21 protein-coding genes are annotated in these 25,585 nt (G+C 72.0%); 9 read left to right on the forward strand and 12 right to left on the reverse strand.

Annotated elements, in window-relative coordinates; genetic code table 11:
• Positions 1-29 precede the first annotated feature (29 nt).
• Positions 30-224 (reverse strand): hypothetical protein, encoded by a 195-nt coding sequence (locus C4T78_RS18690; protein ID WP_093349348.1) that lies wholly within the window; start codon positions 222-224, stop codon positions 30-32.
• Positions 225-321: 97 nt separating this feature from the next.
• On the opposite strand from C4T78_RS18690, the gene C4T78_RS18695 reads away from it, so the two are divergent.
• Together C4T78_RS18695 and C4T78_RS18700 are read left to right on the forward strand one after the other, a co-directional pair.
• On the forward strand, positions 322-1,794 hold the full coding sequence (locus C4T78_RS18695; protein ID WP_093349350.1) for a DNA-3-methyladenine glycosylase 2: 1,473 nt from the start codon (positions 322-324) through the stop codon (positions 1,792-1,794).
• A 30-nt stretch (positions 1,795-1,824) separates the two neighbouring features.
• Positions 1,825-2,328 (forward strand): methylated-DNA--[protein]-cysteine S-methyltransferase, encoded by a 504-nt coding sequence (locus C4T78_RS18700; protein WP_093152923.1) that lies wholly within the window; start codon positions 1,825-1,827, stop codon positions 2,326-2,328.
• A gap of 51 nt (positions 2,329-2,379) precedes the next feature.
• On the opposite strand, the gene C4T78_RS18705 is transcribed toward C4T78_RS18700, so the two are convergent.
• Both C4T78_RS18705 and C4T78_RS18710 read right to left on the reverse strand, forming a co-directional pair.
• Positions 2,380-5,331, reverse strand: a complete 2,952-nt coding sequence (locus C4T78_RS18705) for an AAA family ATPase (protein ID WP_093349353.1) — start codon at positions 5,329-5,331, stop codon at positions 2,380-2,382.
• Positions 5,332-5,430: 99 nt separating this feature from the next.
• The gene (locus C4T78_RS18710) at positions 5,431-6,615 is read right to left on the reverse strand and encodes an exonuclease SbcCD subunit D (RefSeq protein WP_093349356.1); all 1,185 of its coding nucleotides are present in this window, start codon (positions 6,613-6,615) and stop codon (positions 5,431-5,433) included.
• A 340-nt stretch (positions 6,616-6,955) separates the two neighbouring features.
• Here C4T78_RS18710 and C4T78_RS18715 point away from each other — a divergent pair, with 340 nt between their 5' ends.
• Complete coding sequence (locus C4T78_RS18715; protein ID WP_374703889.1) at positions 6,956-7,831, forward strand: DNA recombination protein RmuC; 876 nt, start codon at positions 6,956-6,958, stop codon at positions 7,829-7,831.
• A 4-nt stretch (positions 7,832-7,835) separates the two neighbouring features.
• Here the strand turns inward: C4T78_RS18715 and C4T78_RS18720 are convergent, their stop codons facing one another.
• From C4T78_RS18720 to C4T78_RS18730, 3 genes are all read right to left on the reverse strand, one after another.
• The gene (locus tag C4T78_RS18720) at positions 7,836-8,774 is read right to left on the reverse strand and encodes an alpha/beta hydrolase (RefSeq protein WP_093349361.1); all 939 of its coding nucleotides are present in this window, start codon (positions 8,772-8,774) and stop codon (positions 7,836-7,838) included.
• Between the two features lie 79 nt (positions 8,775-8,853).
• Positions 8,854-10,353, reverse strand: coding sequence for an FGGY-family carbohydrate kinase (locus C4T78_RS18725; RefSeq protein ID WP_093349363.1), 1,500 nt, complete (start codon positions 10,351-10,353; stop codon positions 8,854-8,856).
• Positions 10,354-10,616: 263 nt separating this feature from the next.
• Complete coding sequence (locus tag C4T78_RS18730; protein WP_093349366.1) at positions 10,617-12,032, reverse strand: L-fucose/L-arabinose isomerase family protein; 1,416 nt, start codon at positions 12,030-12,032, stop codon at positions 10,617-10,619.
• A gap of 228 nt (positions 12,033-12,260) precedes the next feature.
• On the opposite strand from C4T78_RS18730, the gene C4T78_RS18735 reads away from it, so the two are divergent.
• A complete protein-coding gene (locus C4T78_RS18735; protein WP_093349369.1) occupies positions 12,261-13,256 on the forward strand; it encodes a LacI family DNA-binding transcriptional regulator in 996 nt (331 codons plus the stop codon).
• Positions 13,257-13,382: 126 nt separating this feature from the next.
• Here the strand turns inward: C4T78_RS18735 and C4T78_RS18740 are convergent, their stop codons facing one another.
• From C4T78_RS18740 to C4T78_RS18755, 4 genes are all read right to left on the reverse strand, one after another.
• A complete protein-coding gene (locus tag C4T78_RS18740) occupies positions 13,383-15,701 on the reverse strand; it encodes a glycoside hydrolase family 172 protein (RefSeq protein ID WP_093349371.1) in 2,319 nt (772 codons plus the stop codon).
• A 376-nt stretch (positions 15,702-16,077) separates the two neighbouring features.
• Positions 16,078-17,082: a substrate-binding domain-containing protein gene (locus C4T78_RS18745; RefSeq protein WP_093349374.1), complete on the reverse strand. Its 1,005-nt coding sequence runs from the start codon at positions 17,080-17,082 to the stop codon at positions 16,078-16,080.
• Positions 17,083-17,105: 23 nt separating this feature from the next.
• Positions 17,106-18,137, reverse strand: coding sequence for an ABC transporter permease (locus C4T78_RS18750; protein WP_093349376.1), 1,032 nt, complete (start codon positions 18,135-18,137; stop codon positions 17,106-17,108).
• A complete protein-coding gene (locus C4T78_RS18755; protein WP_093349379.1) occupies positions 18,134-19,723 on the reverse strand; it encodes a sugar ABC transporter ATP-binding protein in 1,590 nt (529 codons plus the stop codon). Before C4T78_RS18755 ends, C4T78_RS18750 begins: the two co-directional genes overlap by 4 nt.
• A gap of 240 nt (positions 19,724-19,963) precedes the next feature.
• On the opposite strand from C4T78_RS18755, the gene C4T78_RS18760 reads away from it, so the two are divergent.
• A complete protein-coding gene (locus tag C4T78_RS18760) occupies positions 19,964-20,848 on the forward strand; it encodes a DUF6542 domain-containing protein (RefSeq protein ID WP_093349382.1) in 885 nt (294 codons plus the stop codon).
• Between the two features lie 99 nt (positions 20,849-20,947).
• On the opposite strand, the gene C4T78_RS18765 is transcribed toward C4T78_RS18760, so the two are convergent.
• Complete coding sequence (locus C4T78_RS18765; RefSeq protein WP_093349385.1) at positions 20,948-21,967, reverse strand: 4-hydroxy-3-methylbut-2-enyl diphosphate reductase; 1,020 nt, start codon at positions 21,965-21,967, stop codon at positions 20,948-20,950.
• Positions 21,968-22,085: 118 nt separating this feature from the next.
• Here C4T78_RS18765 and C4T78_RS18770 point away from each other — a divergent pair, with 118 nt between their 5' ends.
• The 4 genes from C4T78_RS18770 to C4T78_RS18785 are packed head-to-tail and all read left to right on the forward strand — an operon-like array spanning position 22,086 to position 24,481.
• Positions 22,086-22,529 (forward strand): lipid droplet-associated protein, encoded by a 444-nt coding sequence (locus tag C4T78_RS18770; protein WP_093349387.1) that lies wholly within the window; start codon positions 22,086-22,088, stop codon positions 22,527-22,529.
• A 52-nt stretch (positions 22,530-22,581) separates the two neighbouring features.
• Positions 22,582-23,808: an exodeoxyribonuclease VII large subunit gene (gene xseA, locus C4T78_RS18775; protein ID WP_093153461.1), complete on the forward strand. Its 1,227-nt coding sequence runs from the start codon at positions 22,582-22,584 to the stop codon at positions 23,806-23,808.
• Positions 23,809-23,822: 14 nt separating this feature from the next.
• Entirely contained in the window at positions 23,823-24,230 is a 408-nt protein-coding gene (locus C4T78_RS18780; protein WP_093349390.1) for a hypothetical protein, read from the forward strand.
• A 35-nt stretch (positions 24,231-24,265) separates the two neighbouring features.
• The gene (locus C4T78_RS18785; RefSeq protein ID WP_093350094.1) at positions 24,266-24,481 is read left to right on the forward strand and encodes an exodeoxyribonuclease VII small subunit; all 216 of its coding nucleotides are present in this window, start codon (positions 24,266-24,268) and stop codon (positions 24,479-24,481) included.
• 437 nt (positions 24,482-24,918) lie between these two features.
• Here C4T78_RS18785 and C4T78_RS18790 read toward each other — a convergent pair whose 3' ends face one another.
• On the reverse strand, positions 24,919-25,503 hold the full coding sequence (locus C4T78_RS18790) for a DUF4245 domain-containing protein (protein ID WP_093349392.1): 585 nt from the start codon (positions 25,501-25,503) through the stop codon (positions 24,919-24,921).
• Positions 25,504-25,585 lie beyond the last annotated feature (82 nt).

The raw sequence follows: 25,585 nt of genomic DNA on the forward strand, positions 1-25,585 counted from the left end.
GGACCGGCCGTGAGCGGGCGGGCTGCGGCTCAGTCGTCCTGGTCGTCTCCCTGCTGCTGGTCGTCGTCCTGCTGGTCGTCGCCCTGGTCGCCCTGCTGGCCGCCGTCCTCCTGCTCCTGCTGCTGCTCGGGAGCGGGTGCCGGGTCGTTGCAGCCTGCCGTCACCATCAGGGCCAGCGCGGCTCCGGCCGCAGCGGTCACGATCTTGGTCCTCGAATGCGCCATGCCGCGACGATAGGGATCAACCGCGCATTTGCCCACCCGGACGGTCGCGTCCGATTCCCGCTAGTGACCGCCCCTGCCCGCTGGCACGATCGAAGGCATGTTGGTGGGAACCGAAGACGCCTTCCGGGCGGTGGCCTCGCGCGATGCGCGGTTCGACGGATGCTTCATCCACGCCGTCCGGTCGACCGGCATCTACTGCCGCCCCTCCTGCCCGGCCCGCACCCCGAAGCGCAGCAACAGCGTGTTCTTCGCCACGGCCGCCGCCGCGCAGGCCTCCGGGTTCCGGGCGTGCCGGCGGTGCCTGCCGGACGCGGTGCCGGGCTCGCCGGAGTGGAACCTGCGCGCCGACCTCGCCGGTCGCGCCATGCGGTTGATCACCGACGGCGTGGTGGACCGCTGCGGGGTCCGCGGCCTGGCCGACCAGCTCGGCTACTCGGAGCGACACCTGACCCGGGTGCTCACCGCCGAACTCGGCGCGGGCCCGCTCGGGCTCGCCCGGGCGCACCGCGCGCACTCGGCCCGGATCCTGATCGAGACGACCGCGATCTCCTTCAGCGATGTCGCCTTCGCCGCGGGCTTCTCCAGCCTGCGGCAGTTCAACGACACCATGCGCGAGGTCTTCGGCACCACGCCGACCGAGATGCGCGGCCGTGCGCAGCGCCGGAACGACGCGCCGAGCGGAGCCGGCACCGTGCAGCTGCGGTTGCCGTTCCGGGCGCCGTGCGACGCCTCCGGCGTGCTGCGCTTCCTAGGTCAGCGCGCGCTGGACGGCCTGGAAGAGGCCGGGCCGGACCACTACACGCGTTCCCTGCGCCTGGCGTACGGGACCGGGGTGGCGACGCTGCGCCCGCAGGACAAGCACGTCGCCTGCACGTTGCGGCTGACCGATCTGCGCGACCTCGGCAGCGCGGTGACCCGGCTGCGCCGCCTGCTCGACCTCGACGCCGACCCGATCGCGGTTCGCGAGGTGCTCGGTGCGGACCCGGCGCTGAGCGACTCCATCGCCCGTTCGCCGGGAGTGCGGGTGCCGGGCAGCGTCGACGGCCTGGAGATCCTGATCCGCGCGGTGATCGGCCAGCAGATCTCCGTCGCGGCGGCGCGCAAGACCACGGAACGCCTGGCCACCGAGCTGGGCGAGCCGCTGCCGCACCCGCACGGTTCGGTGACCACGCTGTTCCCCACCGCCGAGGTGCTCGCCGAGCGGGTGATGGAGGCCCTGCCCGGGCCGCGGCGGCGGGCGGAGACCGTTCGCGATGTCGCCACCGCCGTCGCCGAGGGCCGGTTGGCCCTGCACCCGGGCCGCGACCAGGCGGAACTGCGGCACGAGCTGGAGCAGATCCGCGGGATCGGCCCGTGGACGTCGAGCTACGTCACCATGCGCGTGCTCGGCAGCCCGGACGTGCTGCTCATCGGGGATCTCGTGCTGCGACGCGGCGCCGGGGCCCTCGGCCTGTCCGAAGACCCGCAGGTGATCCAGGAGCACGCCCGGCGGTGGAGCCCGTGGAGCTCCTACGCCGGGATGCTGCTGTGGCAGGCCGCGGTCGCGCCGCCGCAGCTTCAAGCCTCGTGAATCGCCCCGCCAGAACAACTTGGAGTCGTCATGCTCAAAACGTCCACTGTGGATACTGCGGCCGGGCCGTTCACGGCCGTGGTCGACACCGATGGTGCCGTGCTCGCGTCCGGTTGGACCGCGCAGCCGACGGACCTGCTTCCGCTGATCTCCCCGGACCTGTTCACCAGCACGCCCGCCGCGGTGCGGGATCTCGGCCCGGTGACGCGGGCGATCCGCGCCTACCACGACGGTGACGTGCACGCCGTGGAGGAGATCGAGGTGCGGCAGAGCTCCGGCCCTTTCCGGGAGCACGCGTGGGAGGTCCTGCGCAAGGTCCCGGCCGGGGAGCCGGTGAGCTACGCCGAGTACGCGGCGCTGGCCGGTCGTCCGCAGGCGGTCCGCGCCGCTGCCTCCGCCTGCGCCCGAAACGCCGCAGCGCTCTTCGTGCCGTGCCACCGAGTCCTCCGCAGCGACGGCTCGCTCGGCGGTTTCCGCTGGGGCGCCCCGGTGAAGCGCTGGCTCCTCGACCACGAAGCCGCCCGCGCGGCGTGAACCGCTCGTGAGCGCTTTGGGGCGTCATAGCGCCCTGAAGCGCTCACGAGCTCAGGTCTGGAGTTCGAGGGTGGAGCCGTCGCGGGACTTGCGGACGCGGAGGCGGACGCCGATGCGCTGGCGCATCTCCTCGACGTGCGAGACGAGGCCGACCACGCGGCCACCGGCGCGCAGCTCGTCGAGGGTGTCCATCACCAGGTCGAGGGTGTCGGCGTCCAGCGTGCCGAAGCCCTCGTCGATGAACAGCGTGTCCAGCAGCGCACCGCCGGTCTCCGCGGCCACCACGTCGGCCAGCCCGAGCGCCAGCGAGAGCGAGGCGAGGAACGACTCGCCACCCGACAACGTCTTGGCCGGGCGGACCTTGCCGGAGTAGTCGTCGAGCACGTCGAGCCCGAGCCCGCCACGGGTGCCGCGCGCCCCAGCGGCATCGGAGTGCACGAACGAGTACCGCCCGCCGCTCATCTTCTGCAACCGCCGCGTCGCCGCGACGGCGACCTCCTCCAACCGCGCGGCCAGCACGTACGCGCGCAACGACATCTTCCGCGCGTTCTGCCCGCGCCCGTTGACCACGTCCGCCAACGCCTCCAGCTCGGCGTGCTCCGCCAACGCCGGCCCCAGCTCCGCCCACGCTCCGCGCAAGCGCTCCGCGAGCTCCGCGAGGTCGCGCTGCCGCTGCTCGGCGCGATGCGCCAGCGCTGCCGCGCGCTCCGCCGCTTCGCGGGCGACGGTGGCCGCCTCGGTGGCCTCTCCGAGGCCGACCTCGGCGGCTGCGTCGACTCCGGCGAGCTCCGCGCTGGCCAGCGCTGCGCGTGCGCCTGCGGCGCGCTCTTCCACCTCGGCCAGGGCCTCGGTGAGCTGGGTGATCCGCTCCTCGCTGCGCTCGGCGGCCAGTGCGGCAGCGGGGTCGTCGAATCCTGCTTCGGTCGCGGCTTCACGCAGCGCTGCCCGGTGTTCGGCGAGGCGGCGTTCGGCGTCGTCGCGGGTCGTGCGGGCGGCCACCAGCTGTTCGAGCCGTGCTGCGACGTCGAGCAGGTGGGTGCGCCGGTCGGCGATGCTCGGGAAGTCGCCGCGCGCTTCGCGCAACCGCGACTCCCGCTCTTCCACTGTGGACAGCAGCGCGGTGTGCTCGCTCCGCGCGGCCGCCAGAGCGGTGCGGAGTTGCGACAGCTGCTCGGTCAGGCGTTCTGTCGATGCTTCGAGTTCCGCCAAGCCCGCTGTGCGCTGCGGCAGTTGTTCCGCCGCGCTGCGCAACGAGGCTCGCTCGGCTCGCAGTTGTTCCAGTTCGGCAGCCAGCTCGGACTCGGTGCGCTCGCCGAGTCGCTCCACCAGGCCGTCGACCTTCTGCTGCGCTCGCTGCGCTTCCACCGCGGCCTTCTCGCGGCGGGCGTGCGCCTGCTGCTCCTCGTGCTGGGCCTTGTCCTCGTCCTCAGCGCGCACCGGGTCGTCGATCGGCCTGCCCGGCTCGGGGTGCTCGGCCGAGCCGCACACCGGGCACGGTTCGCCGGGGGCGAGCCGGGTCGCGAGTTCGGCGGCCATGCCGGCGAGCCGCCGCGCCCGGAGGTCTTGGAGCAGGTCACGAGCCTGCTGGTGGGCGTCCACCGCTCGCTGAGCGCTGGCCGTCGCCGTGGTGAGCTCCTGCTTCGCGGCGGGGAGCTCACGTGCCGCGCTCAGCAGTGCGGCGACCTCGGTGCCCTTGGACTGCACGGCCTCCAGGCGGAGTTCCGCGTGCTTGGCCTCTTCCACCTGCTCGCGGGCGGTGGCGATGCGCGTCGGGAGCGCCGCCTGCTGTTCGAGCAGCTTCGCTTCCCGCTGTTCGTCGCGGGCGATCTGCTCGGCCAGTTCGGTCGCGCGGCGGCGGTCGGTTTCCTGTTGCCGCGCTTCGGGAACCAGGTGCGCGAGGGCACCCGCTTCCTCCCGCTTCGCCCCGGCGAGCGAACGCAGCTCGGCCATCGGTGCGTCCGCATCGAGCTCGCATCGCGCCGCTGCGGCAACGACCTCCGCAGCTGCCTTCTCCCCCTCCTGCTCGGCACGTCGGAGCGCGCGGTGAGCCGCCAGAACAGGGACAGCGCGGTGAGCTGCGTCCCGTTCCGCGCGCCATGCGTCGTGCTCGGCGGACTTCTCCCCGATCTCGGCGAGGGTCGCATTGGCCTGGCGGACTCGCCGCACCTTGTCGGCGAGCTCGCGGCGTTCGGCCAGCGCCGACTCCGCCGCCTCGCGCTCGCGGCGCAGGCGGGACTGCTCGGCCTGCGCGCCCTCCAGCTCGCGGACCGCGTTCTTCTCGATGTCCTCCAACCAGTTCTGGTCGTCCACATCGGACTCGTGCGCCGCTCCGGAGACCTGCGAGACGCGCGCGATCAGCTCGCGCACCTGCTGGGACTGCGCTTCCACCGCCCGTCCGCGCTCGCGGCGCCGTTCCACGAACCAGCGCTCGACGTCGCCGAAGCGCTGCGTGCCGAACAGCCTCTCCAGCAGCTTCTCCCGCTCGCTGGTGTCCGAGCGCAGGAACTTGGCGAACTCGCCCTGCGGCAGCATCACCACCTGGAAGAACTGCTCGACCGTCATGCCCAGCAGCCGCTGAACCGTGCGCGCCACCTCGTCGATGCGGGTCAGGCCTTCCGGCGGGTACTCCGTCGGCGCACCATCGATCCAGCTCAGCGAGGCCTTCGCCTGCTCCGTGGTGTAGCCGTCGCCGCGCTTCTTCGGCCGCTCGTACTCGGGACTGCGCTCCAGCCGCAGGCGCTGGCCCTGCACCGTGAGCTCCAGGACCACCTTGGTCGGCACGCCGTCATCGGCGGTGTCGCAGCGCAGCCGCTTGACCTGGCCGCGCGCACCCGGAACCGAACCGTAGAGCGCGAAAGCGACGGCGTCCAGCAGCGTCGTCTTGCCCGCACCGGTGTCGCCGTGCAGCAGGAAGAGGCCGTCGGCGCCCAGCTGGTCGAAGTCGACCACCTGGTGCTCCCGGTAAGGGCCGAAGGCGGTGACTTCCAGGCGGTGCAGTCTCATTGAGCTTTCCAAACTCGATTGCGTTGCGGTGCGGGTAGCGGAACCTCAGCGCCCGCCTGACTCCGGAATCCCGCTCTCATGCATGACCGGATGAACCACTCATTTCGCTCCCTCCGCGGCAGCGACCGCGCGCAGCGCCTCGCCGAGCAGCGCGCGTTCGGACCCGGTGGGCTCCGAGCCCCGGCAATCCGCCACGAACTGGTCGGCGAGCGCGTGGTCGTCGCGACCGCGCACGATCTCGGCGTAGCGCAGCGGGGCGGTCGCCCGGCCGGTCGCCGGCTTCCACTCCAGGTGGACCGCGTGCGGGAAGCGCTGCTGGAGCTGGCGCATCGGCTCCAGCGGGCGGACCTCGTCGGTGAGCGTCACCGACAGGTAGCAGTCCTCCAGCTCGGCGTGCTCGGGCGCCTCGAGCAGCTCGGCCAGCTCGCCCTTCGCGGTGGCCAGGCGCCGCGGGACCGGTAGTTCGCGGCGCTGCACCGCGGCCAGGCCGTCGGCGTCCAGATCCACCAGCCACACCGATTTCCGCTGCGCCGCCTCGGAGAACGAGTACGCCAGCGGGCTGCCGGAGTACCGCAGGTGCTCGGCGAGCCGCTGCGGGCCGTGCAGGTGCCCCAGGGCGACGTAGTCCACGCCGTCGAAGACCGAGCCCGGCACCTGCTCGACGCCGCCGACCGCGATGGTGCGCTCCGACTCCGAACTGTCGCCCCCGGTGACGAAGGCGTGCGCGAGCACCACCGAGCGCGTTCCGGCCGGGCGCCCGGCCAAATCGGCGCGGATCCGGTTCATCGCTTCGGTGAGCACCGCGGTGTGGCCGCGCGAGCCGATCTCGGCGCTGGCGCCCGGAACGTCCGAGCACGCCTGCAGCGCGCGGCGCGCCGGATCCGGCTCCAGGTACGGGATGCCGTAGACCGCGACCGGCCCGTGCTCGTCGGCGAGCTCCACCGGCACGTGCAGCCCGGCCACCTGGGTGCGCAGGTGCAGGCCGCCCGCCGCGGCGAACTCGGCGAACGCGCCCACCCGCGCGGCCGAGTCGTGGTTGCCGGAGGTCACCACCAGCTGGGCGCCCGCCTCGCGGATCCGCGCGAGCACGCGCACGCAGGTCTGCACCGCCTCGCCCGAGGGCACGGCGCGGTCGTAGAGGTCACCGGCGACCACGACGACGTCGACCTGCTCCTCGACGACCAGGTCGGCCAGCCCGCCCAGGACGGCCTCCTGATCTCCGAGCAGGTCGCGCCCGTGGAACGTCCGGCCCACGTGCCAGTCGGAGGTGTGCAGTACCCGCATGGCCTCAAGTTATCGGCGTCCGACCGCAACCCCGTCGACCCCCCACATCGCTTCGGCGTGTCGGGCACCTGCATCCCATCGAGTGATGGCCCGGCCACCGGCAGTGGCACACCGAGCGGCGCTCGAAGCCACCGCGATGTCACACCACCTGGGAGAACGCCGCTTCGTCCGGGTAGCGGCGCGCCTGCGCCGGGTGACGGAGGGCTCGTGCGGCGGTGCGTGATCTTGTCGGGCGGGTCGGCCATCATCTCCACAACGGCAACTACCGGACGGAGCTCATGTGGGTACCGGCGTCCTGATCACCATCGTCGTCGTGCTGACGCTGCTGTTCGCCGGTGCGATGGTGCTGATCTGGCGGCTCTACACCGACAGCGCGCGTCGCGCCGACGACGCGCTGCGCATGGTCGAGGCCGAACGCGCCCGCAGCGCCGAGCAGCAGGCGGCGCTGCGCCGGTACGAGGTGGCTTTCGCCTCCATCACCGGCCGCGGTGAGCTGGGTGAGCAGGTGCTGGTCGAGACCGCGCGGTCGCTGGGGCTGCGCGAGGGCACGCACTTCACGCTGCAGACCGACCTGGCGGGCGGCGGCGCGGCCCGGCCGGACATGGTGCTCGCGGTCGGCGGCGGCAGGCAGGTCCCGGTCGACGCGAAGGCGAGCCTGGCGGTCTGGGCCGAGGCGATGGAGACCGACGACGCCGAGGAGCGCCGCGACGCGCTGCGCGTGCACGTGCGCAACATCCGCTCCCGCGCCACCGAGCTGGCGGGCAAGGGCTACCAGAAGTGGGCCGACGCGATCTACGGCTCGATCATGTTCGTGCCCTCCGACGCCGCGGTGGTCGCCGCCCTCGACACCGACCCGCAGCTGCTGACCTGGCTGCTGGACAAGCGCGTCTTCCTGTGCGGGCCAACGGGTTTCGCGGTGCTGGCCTCGGCGGCGATGTTCGCCGCGACGGAGCGCACCATCGCCGAGGACATCGAGCAGGTCCGCTCCCAGGCGGTCCGGGCGCAGCGCGCCGCGAACGGCGCGGTGGAGGCGGTGAACCTCTCCAGCACGCACCTGCAGCGCTTCGTCTCCGCCCGCCGCCGCGAGCTCGACGCGCTCGAATCCTTCCGCAGCGCCGTCCAGCCGCTGGCCGAAGCAGCGGGCTCCGGCACCGTCGACTCAGTCCGCCGGAACGAAGAAGCCCTGGTCAACGGGAGCGCGGACGACGCCCGCTGAACCGTCAGACGTGGGTTTCGACGAAGGCGGTGACGGTGTCGACGATCAGCGGCGTGTGCGGGCCCCGGCCGAAGCCGTGGTCCAGGCCCTCGTAGGGGTGCATCTCCACGGTCACGCCGAGCGTGCGCAGGGCCTCCGCGAAGTCCAGGCTCTGCTCCAGCGGGACCAGCGAATCCGCCGTGCCCTGCTGGATCAGGAACGGCGGCTCGTCGCCGGAGAGGTGCCGGATCGGGCTGATCGCCTCGGCCTTGTCCGGGCAGTCCACCGGCATGCAGCCGAGCAGCTGGTTGACCACCCGGCGCGCGTACTCCTGCATGTGCGGCTGCGCCCGCTGCGCTTCGGCGCTCATGTCGGTCGGGCCGAACCAGTCGATCACCGCGCGGATCCCGGTCAGCCCGCCGCCCGGCTTGTCCGGATCACCGGTCACCGCGCCGAGCTGCGACACCAGTTGCCCGCCCGCGGAAGCGCCCCAGAGCACGACCCGCTCGCCGTCCAAGTCCCACTGCCCGGCCCGCTGCTGCAACCAGCGCACCGCGTCGGCAACGTCGACGAGCTGCGCCGGGGCCTGCGCCACCCCGCTCAACCGGTAGTCGACCGTGGCCACCGCATAACCGCGCTCCAGCAGCCGCTCGGCGGTCAGCGCCTCGGTGGTGGTGCGGTCCGCGTCGAGCGTGCGAACTCCGGCATCCCAACCGCCGCCGTGCACGTAGACCACCAGCGGAGCCGGCGACCCCTGCTGTTCGGGCAGGAACAGGTCCAGCTTCAGCGCACCCGTGTCGTGCTCCGCGTAGGGCTGGTCGCGCAGCACCTCGACGGCACCCAGGTCGCGGGCAGCGGTGGCGACCGGCGGGGCTTCGTCGGCGTCCGACACCCGCGAGCAGCCCGCGGCGACCAGCGCCAGCAGGGCGAAGCAGGCCGCGAGAACACGTCGCGTCGCTGACATCCGCCCCGAGCCTCCCCGATCGAGTTAAAGCTCACCTGAACGCCGAGCCTAACAAGATCGGTTGCGCCGCAGCGGCGGATCAGCCGCGCTCGTCCGCCGCGCGCTGCTCACCTGCCAAGAAGTGCGCGATCCGCACCGTGGAGTCGTAGAGGTCCCGGTAGTGGCGGAAGTAGGCCTCGTAACGCTCGGTGTGCTCCGGATTCGGCCGAACGGTGCGGGTCACCGGGTTCCAGCCGTCCGGATCGACCGCGGTGTCCGTGCCCACGCCCGCGAGCAGCGCATCGCCGTAGGCCGCGCCGATCGTCTCGCCCGGCACCTGCTGCTCCTGGCCGGTGATGTCGGAGATGATCTGCGTCCACAACCCGCCCTGGGTGCCGCCGCCGACCGCGACCAGGCGCGCCGCCGTGCCGCCCGCCTCGCCCATCGCCTCCAGGTTGTGGCGCACCCCGAAGCCGATGCCCTCCAGCGCCGCCCGGTACAGCTCGGCGCTGCCGTGCTCGAGTGCCAGCCCGGCGAGCATCCCGCGCGCGTCCGGGTCGAAGATCGGCGTCCGCTCACCCGCGAAGTACGGCAGCATCAGCAGCCCGCGGCTGCCCGCCGGAACTTTGGCGGCCTGCTCTACGAGGTCGGCGAACTCGCCGTCGACCAGGTTCCGCAGCCACTGCGTGACCGCGCCCGAGGTCGCCATCCCCGCCGCCAGCGTGTAGGTGCCGGGGAAGGCGCCGCACGTGCCCCACAGCGCCGGGTGCGGCCGCACCTCGTCGAGCACCTGCACGAAGAACATCGTGGTGCCGTACATCAGCATCACGTCACCGGACTGCCGCACGCCCACGCTGGTGGCTTCCGCCCACGCGTCCACGGTGCCCGCGGTCACCGGAAGGCCCTCCGGCAGGCCGGTTTCGGCCGCCGCCTGCGCGGTGACCCGCCCGACGACCTCGGTCGGCCAGGCCAGCTCGGGCAGCGCCAGCCCGGGCGCCACGCGCTGCGCCCAGTCCTGCGACCAGGTGCGGGTCTGCAGGTCGTAGAGCGGGTCGCACTGGCTGGCGGAGTGGTGGTCGAGCACGTAGCGGCCGGTCAGCCGGTGCACCAGGTACGAGCTGCACATCAGCAGCATCTCGGTTCGCTGGTAGACCTCCGGCTCGTGCTTGGCCAGCCAGCGGATCTTCGGCCCGACGGCCTGGCTGGACAGCGCGGAGCCGCCCCGGCGCAGGATCTCCTCGGCGCCGAACTCCTCGGTCAGCTCGGCGATCTCCTCGGTCGCGCGGGTGTCGACGCCGTAGAGGATCGCCGGGCGCAGCGGCTTTCCGGCGCCGTCGGCGGGCAGCAGCACCGGGCCGATGCCGCTGACGCCCAGACCGGCGATCTCCCGACCTCCGGCGGCCGGGACGAGTTCCCGCGCCAGGGCCAGGAAGTCCGCCCACCACACCGATTCGGCGTCGTGCTCGACCCATCCCGGGTGCGGGTAGGACGTCTCGTGCTGCCTGCTCGCCCGGGCCAGGATCCGCCCGTCCGCGCTGACCAGCACGCCCTTCGAACTAGCCGTCCCGATGTCGATCCCGAGCAGCACCTTCTCGGCCACCGCGCCTCCTCAACTCGCACACCCGACCGGCACCAGTCTTCCAGCCGCCCGAACCGGTGCGGTCCGCGAATCCGATCGGACCACCGACCTCCCGGACGGAGAAGCGGCGATCCGCGATTTCAATGGAAATCAGGTCTTCGATTTCAATGGAAGTTGCGCGTCTCGTCGGCGCGTCGGGTGCCCAACACGCCGACGGTGCGTCGGGATCTACGCAATTTCAATGGAAATCGCACGTCTGATTTCCATTGAAATCGCGTGGGACGTCAGCCGCGGGTCCACTCGTCGAGGCGGACGCCGAGCTGCTCGGCGACCGCGCGCAGCGCCGGGCGGTGGTCGCCGGGGATCGCGTGGATGTGGTTGGCGCCGAACTTCGACAGGAACAGCTCGCCCGGCGCGTCCAGGCGGGCGAAGGCGTGCGGCCACTCCGGGGTCGACTGGTCGACCAGCACCTTGTTGGTCGCGTCGTCGTAGCTCTCGAACTCGCCGAGCATCAGCTGGAACCGGTACTCGCCGTTCTCGCGGGTCAGCCTGCCCAGCGTCATCTGGCCCGGCGCCGCGATGTGCTGCACGGAGGCGCCTCCCGCCGGGAAGAAGAACACCTCCGGGTAGAAGTTGACCTTGGCCAGGTTCTCCGCCGGGTCGTCGCTGCGCGCGGCGTACCAGGTGGCGTGCTGGCCGGAGTTGCACAGGTCCCAGATGTCCCGGTCGGCGTGGTAGTGGCGGACGTCGGCGAACAGCACCGGCGTGCCGGAGATCGCCTTGAACAGCTGCATGGTCAGCGCGCCGTCCATGTCCGCCTCGGTGGCGCAGATGTGCGGTTCCTTCGGGCCGTTCCAGTCGTAGGGGTCGTTGAGGAACGCCTCGGTGACGTCCATGGTCGCGAAGTTCTCGGTCAGCTCCGGCTGCGCCTTGATGCCGGTGAAGTCCAGGTTGCGCTCCGCGATGATGTCCCGGATCGCCAGGTAGGCGCGCAGCTGCCGCTCCAGCAGCTCCGGCGTCAGCTTCTTGCCGTCGTAGTGCACGCCGGCGGCGTTCTGCTCGATCCACTCGCGGGCCTTGCGGGCTTCGCCCGCGTCGGCCTTGTCGGCGCGCAGGATCAGCTCGTACTGGTCGATCTCCTCGACGTCGATGCCGAACTCGCGCATCCACTGGTCGGTGTTGGCCACCGTGGTGTTCATGCCCATCGGCCGGCCGCCGAAGCGGCCGAAGGTCGAACCGCGCAACGACTTCACCGCCGCCGAGGCCGCCGCCTGGACACCGATCTTCTCGACCAGCTCGGCGTCGTCCGGAGCGCCCCAGGCGCGGGTGTGCGGACGGCCGATCTGGTCCAGCGCGCCACCGGCGGCGAGCATGCCGACCAGGCCCGGCTCGGTCGGGTCGGTGCTGGCCACCAGCACCAGCGGGCTGCGGGTGGCGTCCGCGGCGAGCATCGTGAAGTGCGGGAACGCCCAGACCGTGTAGTAGAAGACCGTCACGTCCACGTCGGCCGCGGCCACCCGGCGCGACACCGAGGTGGCCAGCGCGTTGGTGGCCACCAGGTCGTCCCCGACCACCACTTCGTGCCCGGCATCGCGCAGCGACCGGACCAGGGCGTCCTGCTTGGACTGGATGAAGTCGGTGTTGCGGGCGTGGACGTGGTCGCGACCGTCGGAGATGGTGACGACACCGATGCGGGCCACAGTTCCTCCTAGATGAGCAGGCGGCGTTGACTGCGCAGGAGCGGCGGCGAGGAGGCGCCGCCGACACCACCCGGCGGGTCCCCGCGGGGTGGCCCGACCGGGACAACACGTGTCCGAATGCCGACATGACCGGCGAGCAATCGTTTTCTCGGACGCTATTCTGGCAGCACACGGGCTGTCAAGGCAGGCAGCCCGCCATCACTCGGGAAGAGGTCACGAGGAGGAACCGTGGCGACGATCAGTGATGTGGCCACCCGTGCCGGGGTGTCCACCGCGACGGTTTCCCGCGCGCTCAACGGCAAGAGCTCCGTCGATCCCGCGCTGGCCGCCAGGGTGCTCGCCGCGGCCGCCGAGCTCGGCTACCGGCCCAACGGCCCGGCCCGCAACCTGCGCAAGCAGGAGACCGCGGTGCTGGCCCTGATCATCGCGGACGTGGAGAACCCGTTCTTCACCGCGATCGCGCGCGGCGTGGAGGACGTGGCGCACGCGGCTGGGTACTCGGTGGTGCTGTGCAACTCCGACGACGAGCCGGCGAAGGAGCGCGAGTACATCGACGTAGCGCTGCAGGAGCGGGTCGCCGGGGTGCTGCTGTCGCCGACCGGCCACAGCGAGAGCGTGGAGCTGCTCAACCGGCACACCACGCCGGTCGTGGCGGTGGACCGCCCGCTGCCGAACTCGCCGAGCGACACCGTGCTCGTGGACAGCGGGCTGGCGGCGGCGGAAGCCGTCCAGCACCTCGCTGACCAGGGATATCGCCGGGTCGGCTGCATCACCGGTCCCAGCGGCGTGCGCACCGCCGATGACCGCCTCGCGGGCTACCGCGACGGCGTCCGGGCGGCCGGGCTGCCGCTGACCGACGTGCTGGTGCGGCGTTCGGAGTTCAAGGCGGCCGGGGCGAAGCAGGCCGCGCACTCGCTGCTGATCCGCCCCGACCGCCCGGACGCGGTGCTGGTGGCGAACAACATGATGGCGGTCGGCGTGCTGGAGACCTGCGCGGAGCTGGGCCTGCGGCCTGGTCGGGACATCGGCGTGGTGGCCTTCGACGACGCCCCGTGGGCGACGTTGCTGGATCCGCCGCTGACGGTCGTCGCCCAGCCCGCCTACGACGTCGGCGCGGAAGCCGCCCAGCTCCTGCTCGGCAGGATCAGCGGCGAGCGCACGGAGGCGACCACGAGAACGCTCTCCGCCCATCTCGTGGCCCGGGCCAGCAGCACCCGCGAATAGCCGACCCGGTGTTCCGGTAGCGAACCTCAGCGCCCGCCCCGACTCGGGGTGCACGACCAGCAGGCCGTCCGCGAACGAGCGGACCACCCACCGGAGTGGGCGGTCCGCTCGTCACGTTTCCGCTGGTCAGCTTCCGCCGAGGGCGTCCTCCACCGCCTGGCCGATGTCGAGCGGCTGGGTGCCGTCGTCCTGGCTCGTGGTGTGTGGGGCCGTCGTCTCCGGGACCGCCGGGCGGGTCGGCGTCGTCGAGGGCGTCGACGGCGGCACCGACGAGGTCGGCGGTACCGGAGCGCTCGGCGGCTGGGCGGGTGGCAGCGGGAGGCCGGGCAGCACGCGGCCGGATGCGTTCCCGCCGTACCAGTAGGCCGTCGAACCGTAGTCGCCCGGCTCGTCGTTCACCGGACCGTGCTCGACGTCCGCCACGAAGCCGTTGCGGAACGGCACCGCGTCGTTGAGCAGCAGGCGGTAGGCGCCCGTGCAGTCGTACCTGCAGCCGTCGCCGTTGATCTCGTGCGACGGGTTGCCCGCCAGCGGCATCGAGTAGGTGGTGCCGAACCGGAAGTACCAGCCGGACTCGTAGAAGTCCTCGGTGCCCGTTCCGTGCCAGGCAGGCTCGCGGGAGCCGTCGACGTAGAACCGCTCGTCGCCCTCCAGGTAGTTGCGCTGGTTCACCGCGAGCGACCTGGTGCGCGTGTCGGAGAGCGGCTCGGTCGAGCGCGTCCTGGCGCCCGGCGGGATCAGCCCGCGCATGCTGTGCGTGACGCCGTAGAAGGTGCCCGATCCGCGGGCCGTGAGGAAGTTCCAGTCCTCGCCCGGAACCGTGTTGCCGCGGTGGTGGGTGGCGTGGAAGTAGCCGGTGCCGGGCGCCAGCTCGGCCGGAGCGCTGGTCACCTCCGCGGTCGCGCCGGTCACCCGAACCCCGCCGGTGTTGACCAGCTCCACCTTGGCGCTCTTGCCGAACGGCATCGGCCACCACGCGGTGTACCAGCCGTCCAGACCCGGGTCGACGGAGCTCATCATGGTGCGCACGTCGTACTCGCCGAGGCCGGTGCCGAAGAACTCGCCGACCGGCGCGTCGACCGTGGTCTTGCCGTCGAAGGTGATGCGCAGCCGGAGCTTGTCCAGCACCTCGTCGGAGGCCGCGACGTCCTCCGGCCGCGTCGGGTAGCGACCGATCAGCTTCTCCCGGGCGAAGACCGGGTTGTCGATGCGGTAGTCGTGCGCGGCTTCCTCACCGGGGTGGCCCGGGCCGAGGTCGAGCACGTCGGTGCGGACCCATTCGCCGCCGACCAGGCTGTGCACGTCGTAGCGGAACTCGTTGAAGTCCAGCGACGAGGAGATGAAGCGGTTCTCGACGTCCACGGTGGACCGGCCCGAGGACACCTCGGCGGGCACGTCGATGATCTGCACGCCCCACGAGCCCGGTGCCGCCGCACCGCTGCGCCACTCGCCGACCCGCCTGCCGTTGACGTGCAGGCTGCCGACCTGGTCGGCGATCTGCGGGTCGTACCGGCGGATCACCCGGATGCCCTGGTTGTCCGGGTCCACCCGCATCGCGAACCGGCTGCCGCCGCCCGCGCCGAACGCGCGGCCGTCGTCGACCACCTGCGGCGCGGCCACCACCTGCGGCAGCTTCACCCGCAGCTGGTCGATCTGCGCCGCGCCGGACAGCTCGGCGACGGTGGTGGCCGCGCCGGGGGCCAGGTCGAAGTCGCGGCGCACCGGCGTGCCGCCGGAGCCGCCCTTCGGGTCGGCCACGCCGAAGGTGCGCAGCTTCTCCAGCACGTCGTGGGCCGGTTCGTTCGGGTCGAAGGTCCGCACCCCGTTCGCGTCGGGGAAGGCGCGGTAGGACAGGTGGTAGAAGTACGGGTTGTGCTCCACCGTGACCCGCATCGACTCGCGGTACGGCATCGGCACCTTGATCACCACGCCGCCCGCGGTGTCGTTGGCGTCGCCGACCAGCGGCCACGCGAACGGCGCGCCGAGCTTGCCGCTGACCACGTCGATGAACGGCGCGTCCAGCACCGTCCGGCCGTCCAGCTCGATCACGATGTTGCCGGTCGCGGAGACGTCGCCGAGCGGCTCGCGGGTGCTCCAGATCGAGGTGATCTCACCTGGCCCGTCGTGCTCGCCGATCACGCAGCCGCGCTCGGTGGTGCGCAGGCAGGAGTAGGTGCCCTCGAAGCCGTCGTCGTTCCCGCCGGTGCGGTCGTAGCTGGAGAACTGCAGCGACTGCTCGGCGCCGCGGGACTGCGACATCGCGTCGAGGTCGCGGTAGGTGTCCCAGCCGACCGGGCCCTTCGTCGGCGCCGGGGCCGGAGCCTGGGCCTGACCGGAACCGGTGCCGTCGACGACCACGACGGCCGCCGCGATCGCCGCGACTCCCAGGTAGGCACCGAGTCGGCGGGCGCGGCCTCCCCCCGACGTTGCTGAGCGGACTCTCATCGTGCTCGCCCTCCCCACGCTCCACTGTCCGTAGTGGACTGTGGTGCAGCTCTTCCGATGATGGTGCGCGGCCACTGGATCGAGTTCTCGGTTCGGCTCCGCAGCGTAAGATCACTCGCGCAATGCGCGAGAGCGTAGGAAAGAGATCTTCGCGGGGCCAACCCATTCGAGCGGTGTCGAGGAATCCGGAACCCGAATTCACTCGATATGATGGTCACCGGGCGCGTTCTCGCCGACAACCACCATCCAGGTGTATTGCCCGATTCCAGCGAAAAGCCGGGCCACCAAAGAAATTGGTTAGGCGCAGCAAGAATCCACATAGGACAGTGCAGGCGGGTTCCGGTCGCCGCGCCGGGTGCGCGGCGACCGGCGGGCATCAGCTCTGGTTCAGCCGGGCGTAGACCTCGGCCGCGTTGTCCTTGGTCACCAGCTCGGTCTGCAGGGTCTGCGTCTTGGGCACCGGTCGGCAGTCGATCAGCAGCGCCCTGGCCGCCTCGACGGCTTCCGCACCGCCGGTCGGGTACAGGTTGGTCGCCTGCAGGCGTCCTTCCTCGACGGCCTTGATGCCGCCCGACGGGATCGGCAGCCCGTCGATGCCGACGAACTTCAGGTCGTTGCGCCCGGCGGCCTGGGCAGCCAGGTACGCGCCCTCGGCCATCGGGTCGTTCTGCGCGTACACCGCCTGGACGTCCGGGTGCGCCTTGAGCAGCGCGTCCATCTTCTGCTGCCCGACCGAGCGCTCCCACTCGCCGTCGGCGGTGGCCACGATCTCGATGTTGGAGCCCGCGATGCCCTCCTTGAAGCCGTCCTCGCGCTCCTTGGCCGGGGTGGAACCGGAGAGGCCCTTGATCTGCACGATCTTGCCGCCCTGCGGCAGCAGCGTGTTCTTGAAGTACTCGCCGGCCTGGCGGCCGATCTGGACGTTGTCCGCGCCGATGTAGGTGGTGTAGCCGTCGCCGTCGACCTTGCGGTCCAGCACCACCACCGGGATGCCCTTGTTGTAGGCCTTCTTCACCACGTCGGTCAGCGGGGCGGCCTCGTTCGGCGAGATCATCAGCAGGTCGACCTGCTTGGTGATGAAGTTCTCCACGTCGCTGATCTGCTTGGAGTTGTCCTTGGCCGCGTCGGAGAACTGCACGTCGAACTGCGGCACCTTCGAAGCGGCCGTGCGGATGTCCTCGTCCATCCGGACCCGGTAGGGCTCGGCGAGGTTGGCCTGGCTCATCCCGATGGTGTACTTGCCGTCCGGTCCCTTGCAGTTCTTGGTGGGGTCCTGCTGCTGGACCTGACCGCTGTTCTCGCTGGTGGTGCCGCAACCGGCGGCGGCGAGCGCGGCGGCGGCGCAGGTGACCGCGAGCAACGACCTCATCGTCTTGCGCATCGTGCTTCCTCCCGGATGTTGGTTCACGACGTGGGACGCAGTCGCTGCAGCGCAGCCGCCGCGACGATCACCAGGCCCTTGATCAGCAGTTGCAGGTCGGTGTTGACGCTGTTCAGGCTCAGGATGTTGTTCAGGATGCCGAGCAGCAGCGCGCCGGCGATGGTGCCGATCACCGAGCCGCGGCCCCCGGCCAGGCTGGTGCCGCCGACGACCACCGCCGCGATGCCGTCCAGCTCGTAGGCGATCCCGTCGTTCGGACTGCCCGCGTTGAGCTGCCCGGCGTGCACGATCCCGGCCAGCGCGGCGCAGAACCCGGCGATGCCGAAGGCGATGATCTTGACCCGGTTCACCGGCACGCCGGAGAGCCGGGCGGCCTTCTCGTTGCCGCCGATGGCGTACAGGTGCCGGGAGTAGGCGCTGGTCCGCAGGAACAGGATCGCGGCCACCGCCACCACGGCGAAGATCAGCACCGGGATCGGCACCACGCCGCCGAACGTGCGCTCGCCCAGCAGCGAGAACAGCACCGGCGCCTGCCCCGGCCCGTCGCCGTAGGAGATCTGCACGGTCTCGCCGCCGGACCACATGCGCGCCAGCCCGCGCGCGATCTGCAACCCGGCCAGCGTGACGATGAACGCCTGCACCCCGAGCAGTGCCACCGCGGTGCCCTGCAGCAGGCCGAAGACGACGCCCGCCAGCAGCACCAGCCCGACGGTCGCCCACACGCCGAGGCCGTCCTCCACCATCAGCACGGCCGAGCCCACCGCGGCCAGCCCGAGCACCGAACCCACCGAGAGGTCAATGCCGCCGATCAGGATCACGAAGGTCAGGCCGACCGCGATGATCCCGATCTCGGACACCGCGCGCACGATGTTGAACAGGTTGTCGCTGGTCAGGAAGAGGATCTGGCCCTCGTCATCGCGCGGCGAGAAGATCACCGCGGCGATGAACACCGCGACCAGGCCGAAGAAGCTCTGGAACCGGAACAGCGTCTCCGCGGTGCCGGCCCGCTTCCGCGGCGCGGCCGCCGAAGGCCGTTCCGCCGTCTGGTTGCTCACCTGGCGCCTCCCCCAGTGCTCTGCGGTCCGGTGCCGACCACCGGCCCGGCCCCGTCGCCCGCCCGCTCGCCCATCGCGGCGGCCAGCAGTTCCGCCTCACCGACCTCGCCGGTGCCGAACTCGGCGACGCTGCGCCCACCGCGCAGCACCACCACCCGGTCGCACACGCCGACCAGCTCCGGCAGTTCCGAGGACGCCAGCAGCACCCCGATGCCGCGCTCGGCGATCTCGCCGAGCAGCTGGTAGATCTCCGACTTCGCGCCGATGTCCACCCCGCGGGTGGGATCGTCCAGCAGCAGCAACCGCGGCTCGGTCAGCAGCATCCGGCCGAACACGACCTTCTGCTGGTTGCCGCCCGACAGGGTGCCGACCGGGTCGAGGATCCGGCCGAGCTTGACCTTGAGCTGCTGCACGCTGCTCTCGGTGGTGGCCACCTCCTTGCGGCGGCGGACCAGGCCCAGCGCGCCCAGCCGGTCCAGCACCGACAGCACCGTGTTGGCCAGCACCGAGTGCTCCAGGACCAGCCCGGACGTCCTGCGGTCCTCCGGCACGAAGGCGATGCCCTCGCGCAGCGCACGGCGCGGACCCCTCGGCCGCACCGGGCGCCCGTCGAGGGTCACCTCCCCCTCCCACGTGCCGGAGGACCCCGCCCCGAACAGCGATTCCAGCAGTTCGGTGCGTCCTGAGCCGAGCAGCCCGCAGAGCCCGACGATCTCCCCGCGCCGCACGGTCAGGTCGATCCCGGCCGGTTCCCGGCGGCCCACCCGCGGTCGCCGGGGGCGCACGGCGAAGCCCGACACCGCGAGCAGCTCCGCGCCGACCTCGCGGCGCTCGGCGCGGAACAGCGTCTGCACCGAGCGGCCCACCATCGCCTCGGCGGCCTGCTCGGCGGTCAGCTTCCGGGCGTCGAACTCGGCGACCTTGCGGCCGTTGCGCAGCACGGTGGCCCGGTCGGCCACCCGGCCGATCTCGTCCATCCGGTGCGAGATGTAGACGATGCCGGTGCCGCTGCGGCGCAGCTCGGCGATCACCGCGAACAGCCGCTCCACCTCGGTGCTGGACAGCGCGGAGGTGGGCTCGTCCATGATCAGCACCTTCGCGTCCAGCAGCAGCGCGCGGGCGATGGTGACCAGCTGCTGCTCGCCGACGCGCAGCTCGCCGACCGGGCGCTGCGGGTCCAGCTCGATGCCGGTGCGCCGGAGCAGCTCCCGGGTGCCGTCGGCCATCTTCCGGCGGTCGACGATCCCGAACCTGGTGCGCGGCTCGCGGCCGAGGTGCAGGTTCTCCGCGACGCTGAGCCCGGGGACGAGGTCCAGCTCCTGGTGGATCATCGCGACCCCGGCCTGCTGGGCGTCGGCGGGCTTGCCGAACTGCACCGGCCGCCCCTCGATCGAAATCGATCCAGCGTGATCGGTGACGTCGCCGGAGAGCACCTTCATCAGCGTGCTCTTGCCCGCGCCGTTCTCCCCCAGCAGCGCGTGCACCTCCCCGGCGCGGACCGACAGGTCGACGTCGTCGCAGGCGAGCACACCCCCGTAGCGCTTGCTGATGCCGGTCATCTCGACCAGCGGTGGCGCCGTGTCCATAGGCCCCCCGTCGCGACGTTCGCGAAACGTGAGAAAACGATTGCTCGGACGCTAAAATGCTCGCGCCGATTGTGTCAAGGTTCACACACCCGTCCAAGCGAAGACGGATCTGCCCGTTGGCACGAACGTCGCATTCCGGTCATCGGAGCCCGGAATCGGCCGGAACCGGGCGTGGGGTAACCCGCAAGTTCCGGAAGAGGGCTCTCGGGCCGGGGTACTGGACCGTTAACGTTGTGACTCGTGACCGCGATCCGCGACAGCCAGAGCGCCTCATCCCCCGGCAACGGCGCGCCGCCCTGGTCGGCGCGCTCCGCCTTCCGCACGGCCGGAGTGCCGCTTTGGGTTGCCGTGCTGCTGGCCGCGGTGCCCACGGCGATCGGCACCGTGCTGGACATCCTGATCTGGAAGCAGCCCGACCTGCTGTTCAAGGCCTGCTTCTTCGTCGGGAGCGTGCTGGGTGTGCTGCTGGTCAAGCGGCGGAGCACGTTCGGTCCGATGGTCCAGCCGCCGCTGGTGCTGGTCATCATCATGCCGCTGCTGGTGCTGATCACCGGATCCGGCGCGGCGGCAGGCGCAGGCGCCACCGGCAAGGCGCTCGCGATCGCCCGCCCGCTCATCAGCAGCTTCCCGATCATGGCCGCGGCCACGATCGCCGCACTGGTTATCGGACTCGTACGCATGTTCGTTACCGAGAAGCCCGGCAGGCGGCCCGAGATCGCCGACAGCGACGCGGCCACCAAGAAGCGCCGCCGCCCCGCCCCGCCCCGCAAGCCGGAGGGCGAGGAGCGCAAGCGGCGCCCCGACGAGCGCAAGAAGTCCCGCGAAGGCGGTCGGCCGGCTCGCGGCGAGCGGGCGGAGCGGCCCGAGCGCGAGCGGCGCGAGCGCGCGCAGGCGCCGGGACGGCCCCGCCGGGAGGAGCCGCCGCGGCGCGGCGAGCCGCCAAGGCGAGGCGAAGCCGCGCCGGGCAGGCCGCGCGGAGCGGAGGGCAGGCCGGAGCGCGCCGTGCCGCCGCGGCGGGGCGCAGCCCCGCGGCAGGCGCCGGGACGGCCGCGGCAGGCGGAGCCGCCGCAGGGCGAGCCGCCCAGGCGAGTCCGCAGGCCGCGGCGCGACGAGCGCTTCAGCTAGGGCGTCGCGCCCGAGGCCGCCCAGGGATGCCGAAGGGGCACCCGGTTCGAGAACCGGATGCCCCTTTTCACGTCGACCTCGTCCCCGGATCCGGGTCGGTCAGCGGACGCCCTTCGGCTTGTTCGGGTTGTCGTCGAGGTCCTTGCGGAGCTCCCTCGGCAGCGCGAAGGTGACCTTCTCGTTGGCCGTGGTGACCTCGTCCACCTGGTTCCAGCCGCGCTCGGCCAGGTGGTCCAGGACCTGCATGACCAGCACGTCCGGCACCGAGGCACCGCTGGTCACGCCGACCGTGGTGACGCCTTCCAGCCACGCCTCGTCGATCTGCGAGGCGAAGTCCACCAGGTGCGAGGCCGACGCCCCGGCCTGCAGGGCGACCTCCACCAGGCGCTTGGAGTTCGAGGAGTTCTGCGAACCGACCACGATCACCAGGTCGCACTCCGGGGCCATCACCTTCACCGCGTGCTGGCGGTTGGAGGTGGCGTAGCAGATGTCGTCGCTCGGCGGCGCCTGCAGGTCGGGGAACCGGTCCTTGAGCTGGTCCACCCGCTCCATCGTCTCGTCCACGCTGAGCGTGGTCTGCGACAGCCACACCACCTTGCTCGGGTCGCGCACCTGCACCTTGTCGACGTCTTCGGCGGTGTCGACCAGCTGCACCCGGTCCGGCGCCTCACCCGCGGTGCCCTCGACCTCCTCGTGCCCCTCGTGGCCGATCAGCAGGATGTCGTAGTCCTCGCGGGCGAACCGGTGGACCTCCTTGTGCACCTTGGTGACCAGCGGGCAGGTCGCGTCGATGGTCCGCAGGTTGCGCTTGGCGGCCTCCTCGTGGACCGCCGGGGACACGCCGTGCGCGGAGAACACCACGAGCGCGCCCTCGGGCACCTCGTCGGTCTCGTCCACGAAGATCACGCCGCGCTCGGACAGCGTGTCCACGACGTGGCGGTTGTGCACGATCTCCTTGCGGACGTAGATCGGTGCACCGTAGGTCTCGAGGGCTTTCTCGACGGTGACCACCGCGCGGTCGACACCTGCGCAGTACCCACGCGGCTTGGCCAGCAGGACTCGCTTGGTCCGCCCGCCGTCCTGGTCAACGAGGTCAGTGGCCTCGGGCGAGGTCGTCATGCCGTCAAGGGTACGGACCTGGTCGGCAACGCTCAGCCTCGCGCCCGGGCGGCGGCGCGGATCACAGTACTGCGGCGAGGTGATGGCTTCCCGCGGAGAAGTGCGGCAGGCTGGGCGCATGTCATCGTTTCCGCTGCCGGTCCGGGTCGCCGCGGGGCTGGCGGCCACCGCCGTCGAACAGGCCCGCCGCCTGCCGACCACGCTGCTCGGGCTGCCCGTGACCGTGGCCAGCCAGGCCCTGCAGGCGTCGATGCGGGTCCAGCAGCAGATCACCGAGCTGGCGATCAAGGGCGACGAGGCGCTCTCCGTGCTGAGCACCCCGGAGGAGCAGCCGGCCTGGGCGACCTTCGACGAGGACGACCCGGGCGAACCCGAGGCACCGCAGGCCAGCTCCGTGGTCGCCGAGTACGCGGAGCTGACGCTGCCCCAGCTGCGCGGCAGGCTCCGCTCGTTCACCGAGGAGGAGCTGGCCGAGCTGCTCGACCACGAGCAGCAGCACGAACAGCGCCCGGAGTTCCTCCGCATGCTGCAGAACCGCCTCGAACGGCTCCGCGACCGCTGAGAGGCCACCGACCACGCCGGTTCGCGAACCGGACGCACCTGAAGGAGTGCAGCTGACTTCCCCGACGAGCCCCGAGGAGCCGTGGCCGGTACGGACCGTCGCCCGCAAGATCGCCGAGTGGATCAACCGCCTCGGCTCGATCTGGGTCGAGGGCCAGATCACCCAGATCTCGCTGCGCCCGGGCGCCGCCACCGCGTTCCTGCAGCTGCGCGACCCGTCCGCCGACGTCTCGCTGACGCTGACCTGCTCCTCGGCCATGCTCCGCAAGATGGACCCGCCGCTGACCGACGGCAGCCGGGTCGTGGTGCACGGCAAGCCGACGTTCTTCGTCGGCCGCGGCACGCTGAGCCTGCGGGTCGACGAGATCCGCGCCGTCGGCATCGGCGAGCTGCTGGCCCGCATCGAGCGGCTGCGCCAGCTGCTCAAGGCCGAGGGCCTGTTCGACCCGGCCCGCAAGCGGCCGCTGCCGTTCCTGCCGAACCGGGTCGGGCTGGTCACCGGTCGCGCGTCCGCCGCCGAGCACGACGTGCTGACCAACGCGCAGCTGCGCTGGCCCGCCGTGCAGTTCGAGATCCGCAACGTCGCCGTGCAGGGCTCCAGCGCGGTGCCGCAGATCCTGGAGGCGCTGCAGGAGCTCGACGCGATGCCCGAGGTCGACGTGATCGTGCTGGCCCGCGGCGGCGGCAGCGTCGAGGACCTGCTGCCGTTCTCCGACGAGGCGCTGTGCCGCGCGGTGTCGGCCTGCCGCACGCCGGTGGTCAGCGCGATCGGGCACGAGCCGGACTCACCGCTGGTGGACCACGTGGCCGACGTGCGGTGCTCGACGCCGACCGGCGCGGGCAAGCGAGTGGTACCGGACGTGGCCGAGGAGACCCAGCGCATCCACCAGCTGCGCGACCGCGCCCGCCGCGCGCTGCACGGCTGGGTCGACCGGGAGCGGCGGCTGCTCGACGCGCTCCGCAGCCGCCCGGTGCTGGCCGACCCGCACGGGCCGCTGGCGCAGCGGGCCGAGCAGGTGGGCGTGCTGCGCGACCGGGCCCGCCGGGCGATGACGACCGCGCTGAACACCGAGCGGCACGCGCTGTCGGCGACCCGATCTCGCTTGACGACCCTCGGCCCGGCGGCCACGCTGGCCCGTGGATACGCGATCGTGCAGCGCATCGAGGACGGTGCGGACGGCGTGCTCCGCTCGGTCGACGACGCCCCGCCGGGAACTCGGTTGCGAGTGCGGGTCGTTGACGGTGCGATCCAGGCGGTCGTGCCGGATCGAGCAGGCTGAACAGGAGGGAGACCGTGCAACCCGAGCTGGATCCCTCGTTCCTCCCGCTGACCGTCGGCGTCGCCCGGTCGGCGGCGACCGGTTCCCGGCGGGCCGGCGAGGTGCAGCGCCGCGCCGAGGCGGCGGACGCCACCGCGGCCGGGTGCTGGGCCGCGCTGCTGGGCGGCTGCCAGTCCGCCGAGCGCCGGGAGCTGCCGTCGCGGCTGCGCGCGCTGGTCGAGGCGACCTCCGGTTACGTGGGGGCCGGGTGGTGGGCGGCGTCGGCGCACCGACGTAGGGTCGCGGAAGCGCAGTTGCGCATCAACGACGCGGTGCGCGAAGGCGACGGCGCCGAGTTCGCCGAGGCGTTCGTCGGCTACGACCAGGCGATCGCCACCGCGGTGGTGTCCGTGCAGAACGACGTGGAGAGTCCTACCCCGTGACCGCGAACGAGCAGCAGGACGAGCACTTCGACCCGGTGGCAGAGCACCCGGAGGTCGCCGAGCTCGGCTACGAGCAGGCCCGCGACCAGCTGGCCGAGGTGGTCAAGCAGCTGGAGGCCGGCGGCCTGTCCCTGGAGGACTCCCTGGCTCTCTGGGAGAAGGGCGAGGCGCTGGCGGCGGTGTGCGAGCGCCACCTCGCCGGAGCCCGCGAGCGCGTCGAACGAGCCCTGGCCGCCGTCGAGCAGGACTGACCCACCGCCCCGAAACCCGCAATTTCAATGGAAATTGAACATCAGATTTCAATTGAACTTGCACCCCTTCCGGCGTGTCGGGTGCCGACACGCCGGTGAACCCGCAATTTCAATGGAAATTGGAGGTGTGATTTCAATTGAAATCGCTTCTCGACGACGGGCGTCGGGGCTTGGCCGGGCCGTGACGACGGGTGTCGGCTTGGCCGGGCCGCGACGACAGGAGTCGGGACTTGACCGAGGTCACGACGACAGGCGTCAGGACTTGACCGACGCGACGACGGGCGTCAGGGCTTGACCGGAACCGCGACGACCCGCGTCAGGCTTGACCGGAACCGCGACGACCCGCGTCAGGCTTGGCCGGGGTCGCGACTACAGGCGTCGGGGCTTGGCCGGGCTGTGACGGGCGTCGGGGCTTGGCCAGAGGCGCGGTGACGGGGTTAGGGCTTGGCCGGGGCTTTGAGGGCTGCTTCGGCGAGGGTTCGGAACTCCGGCTCCGCCGCGTTGCCCGCGATCAGCAGGCGGACTCCGTCGCGCTCGCTCGCCCAGGCCTGCTCGCCCTCCACGCTCCGGTAGCGCACCCATTGCCTGCCGCCCGCATCCACGGTGCCCAGCGCCTGCGGCGGCTGGCGGGTGTCGGCGGTGACCAGCTCCTCCTCGGCCGCCGTCGACTGGGAGAAGCGCAGGTAGCTGCCCTCGCCGGTCAGCAGGCCGATGCGCACGACCTCCGCGTGCGAGCGCAGCGTCAGCACGTTCACCGAGTTGGCCCGCCAGTTCGCGGGGAGTTCCGGGTCGGCGAGCGGGAAGTCGACGCGGCCGGACGCGCGGTCCAGCTCGGCTCGCACGTCCACCGTCGGCACCTGCACCGAGGGTCCGCCGGGGTTGAACGAGCACTGCCCCAGCAGCCCCGCCGCCCCGAAGGCGATCAGGACCAGCGGGAGGATCGCGAACACCATCGCCGAGACGGTCCGGGGCGGACGCGACGGCGCCGGTTGCTGGTTGCTGGGTTCGGCCACGACCCCCATGCTCTCACCAGCGGCGTCCTGGCCGGTCGGGCAGGCGCGACCGGAGTGGGCTGGCCCACGCGAGGCCTCCGGCCAGGCCCCC

This window comes from Saccharopolyspora kobensis (assembly GCF_900108315.1).
GTDB lineage: Bacteria > Actinomycetota > Actinomycetes > Mycobacteriales > Pseudonocardiaceae > Saccharopolyspora > Saccharopolyspora kobensis.

What these genes read in the sequence shown, in the direction of transcription:
- C4T78_RS18715 (WP_374703889.1), top strand. Translation starts at nt 6,956, where the DNA reads ATGGTGCTGATCTGGCGGCTCTACACCGACAGCGCGCGTCGCGCCGAC.
- C4T78_RS18700 (WP_093152923.1), top strand. Translation starts at nt 1,825, where the DNA reads ATGCTCAAAACGTCCACTGTGGATACTGCGGCCGGGCCGTTCACGGCC.
- C4T78_RS18790 (WP_093349392.1), bottom strand. Translation starts at nt 25,503, where the DNA reads ATGGGGGTCGTGGCCGAACCCAGCAACCAGCAACCGGCGCCGTCGCGT.
- C4T78_RS18695 (WP_093349350.1), top strand. Translation starts at nt 322, where the DNA reads ATGTTGGTGGGAACCGAAGACGCCTTCCGGGCGGTGGCCTCGCGCGAT.
- C4T78_RS18710 (WP_093349356.1), bottom strand. Translation starts at nt 6,615, where the DNA reads ATGCGGGTACTGCACACCTCCGACTGGCACGTGGGCCGGACGTTCCAC.
- C4T78_RS18765 (WP_093349385.1), bottom strand. Translation starts at nt 21,967, where the DNA reads ATGACGACCTCGCCCGAGGCCACTGACCTCGTTGACCAGGACGGCGGG.
- C4T78_RS18745 (WP_093349374.1), bottom strand. Translation starts at nt 17,082, where the DNA reads ATGCGCAAGACGATGAGGTCGTTGCTCGCGGTCACCTGCGCCGCCGCC.
- C4T78_RS18755 (WP_093349379.1), bottom strand. Translation starts at nt 19,723, where the DNA reads ATGGACACGGCGCCACCGCTGGTCGAGATGACCGGCATCAGCAAGCGC.
- C4T78_RS18705 (WP_093349353.1), bottom strand. Translation starts at nt 5,331, where the DNA reads ATGAGACTGCACCGCCTGGAAGTCACCGCCTTCGGCCCTTACCGGGAG.
- C4T78_RS18720 (WP_093349361.1), bottom strand. Translation starts at nt 8,774, where the DNA reads ATGTCAGCGACGCGACGTGTTCTCGCGGCCTGCTTCGCCCTGCTGGCG.
- C4T78_RS18740 (WP_093349371.1), bottom strand. Translation starts at nt 15,701, where the DNA reads ATGAGAGTCCGCTCAGCAACGTCGGGGGGAGGCCGCGCCCGCCGACTC.
- C4T78_RS18690 (WP_093349348.1), bottom strand. Translation starts at nt 224, where the DNA reads ATGGCGCATTCGAGGACCAAGATCGTGACCGCTGCGGCCGGAGCCGCG.
- C4T78_RS18770 (WP_093349387.1), top strand. Translation starts at nt 22,086, where the DNA reads ATGTCATCGTTTCCGCTGCCGGTCCGGGTCGCCGCGGGGCTGGCGGCC.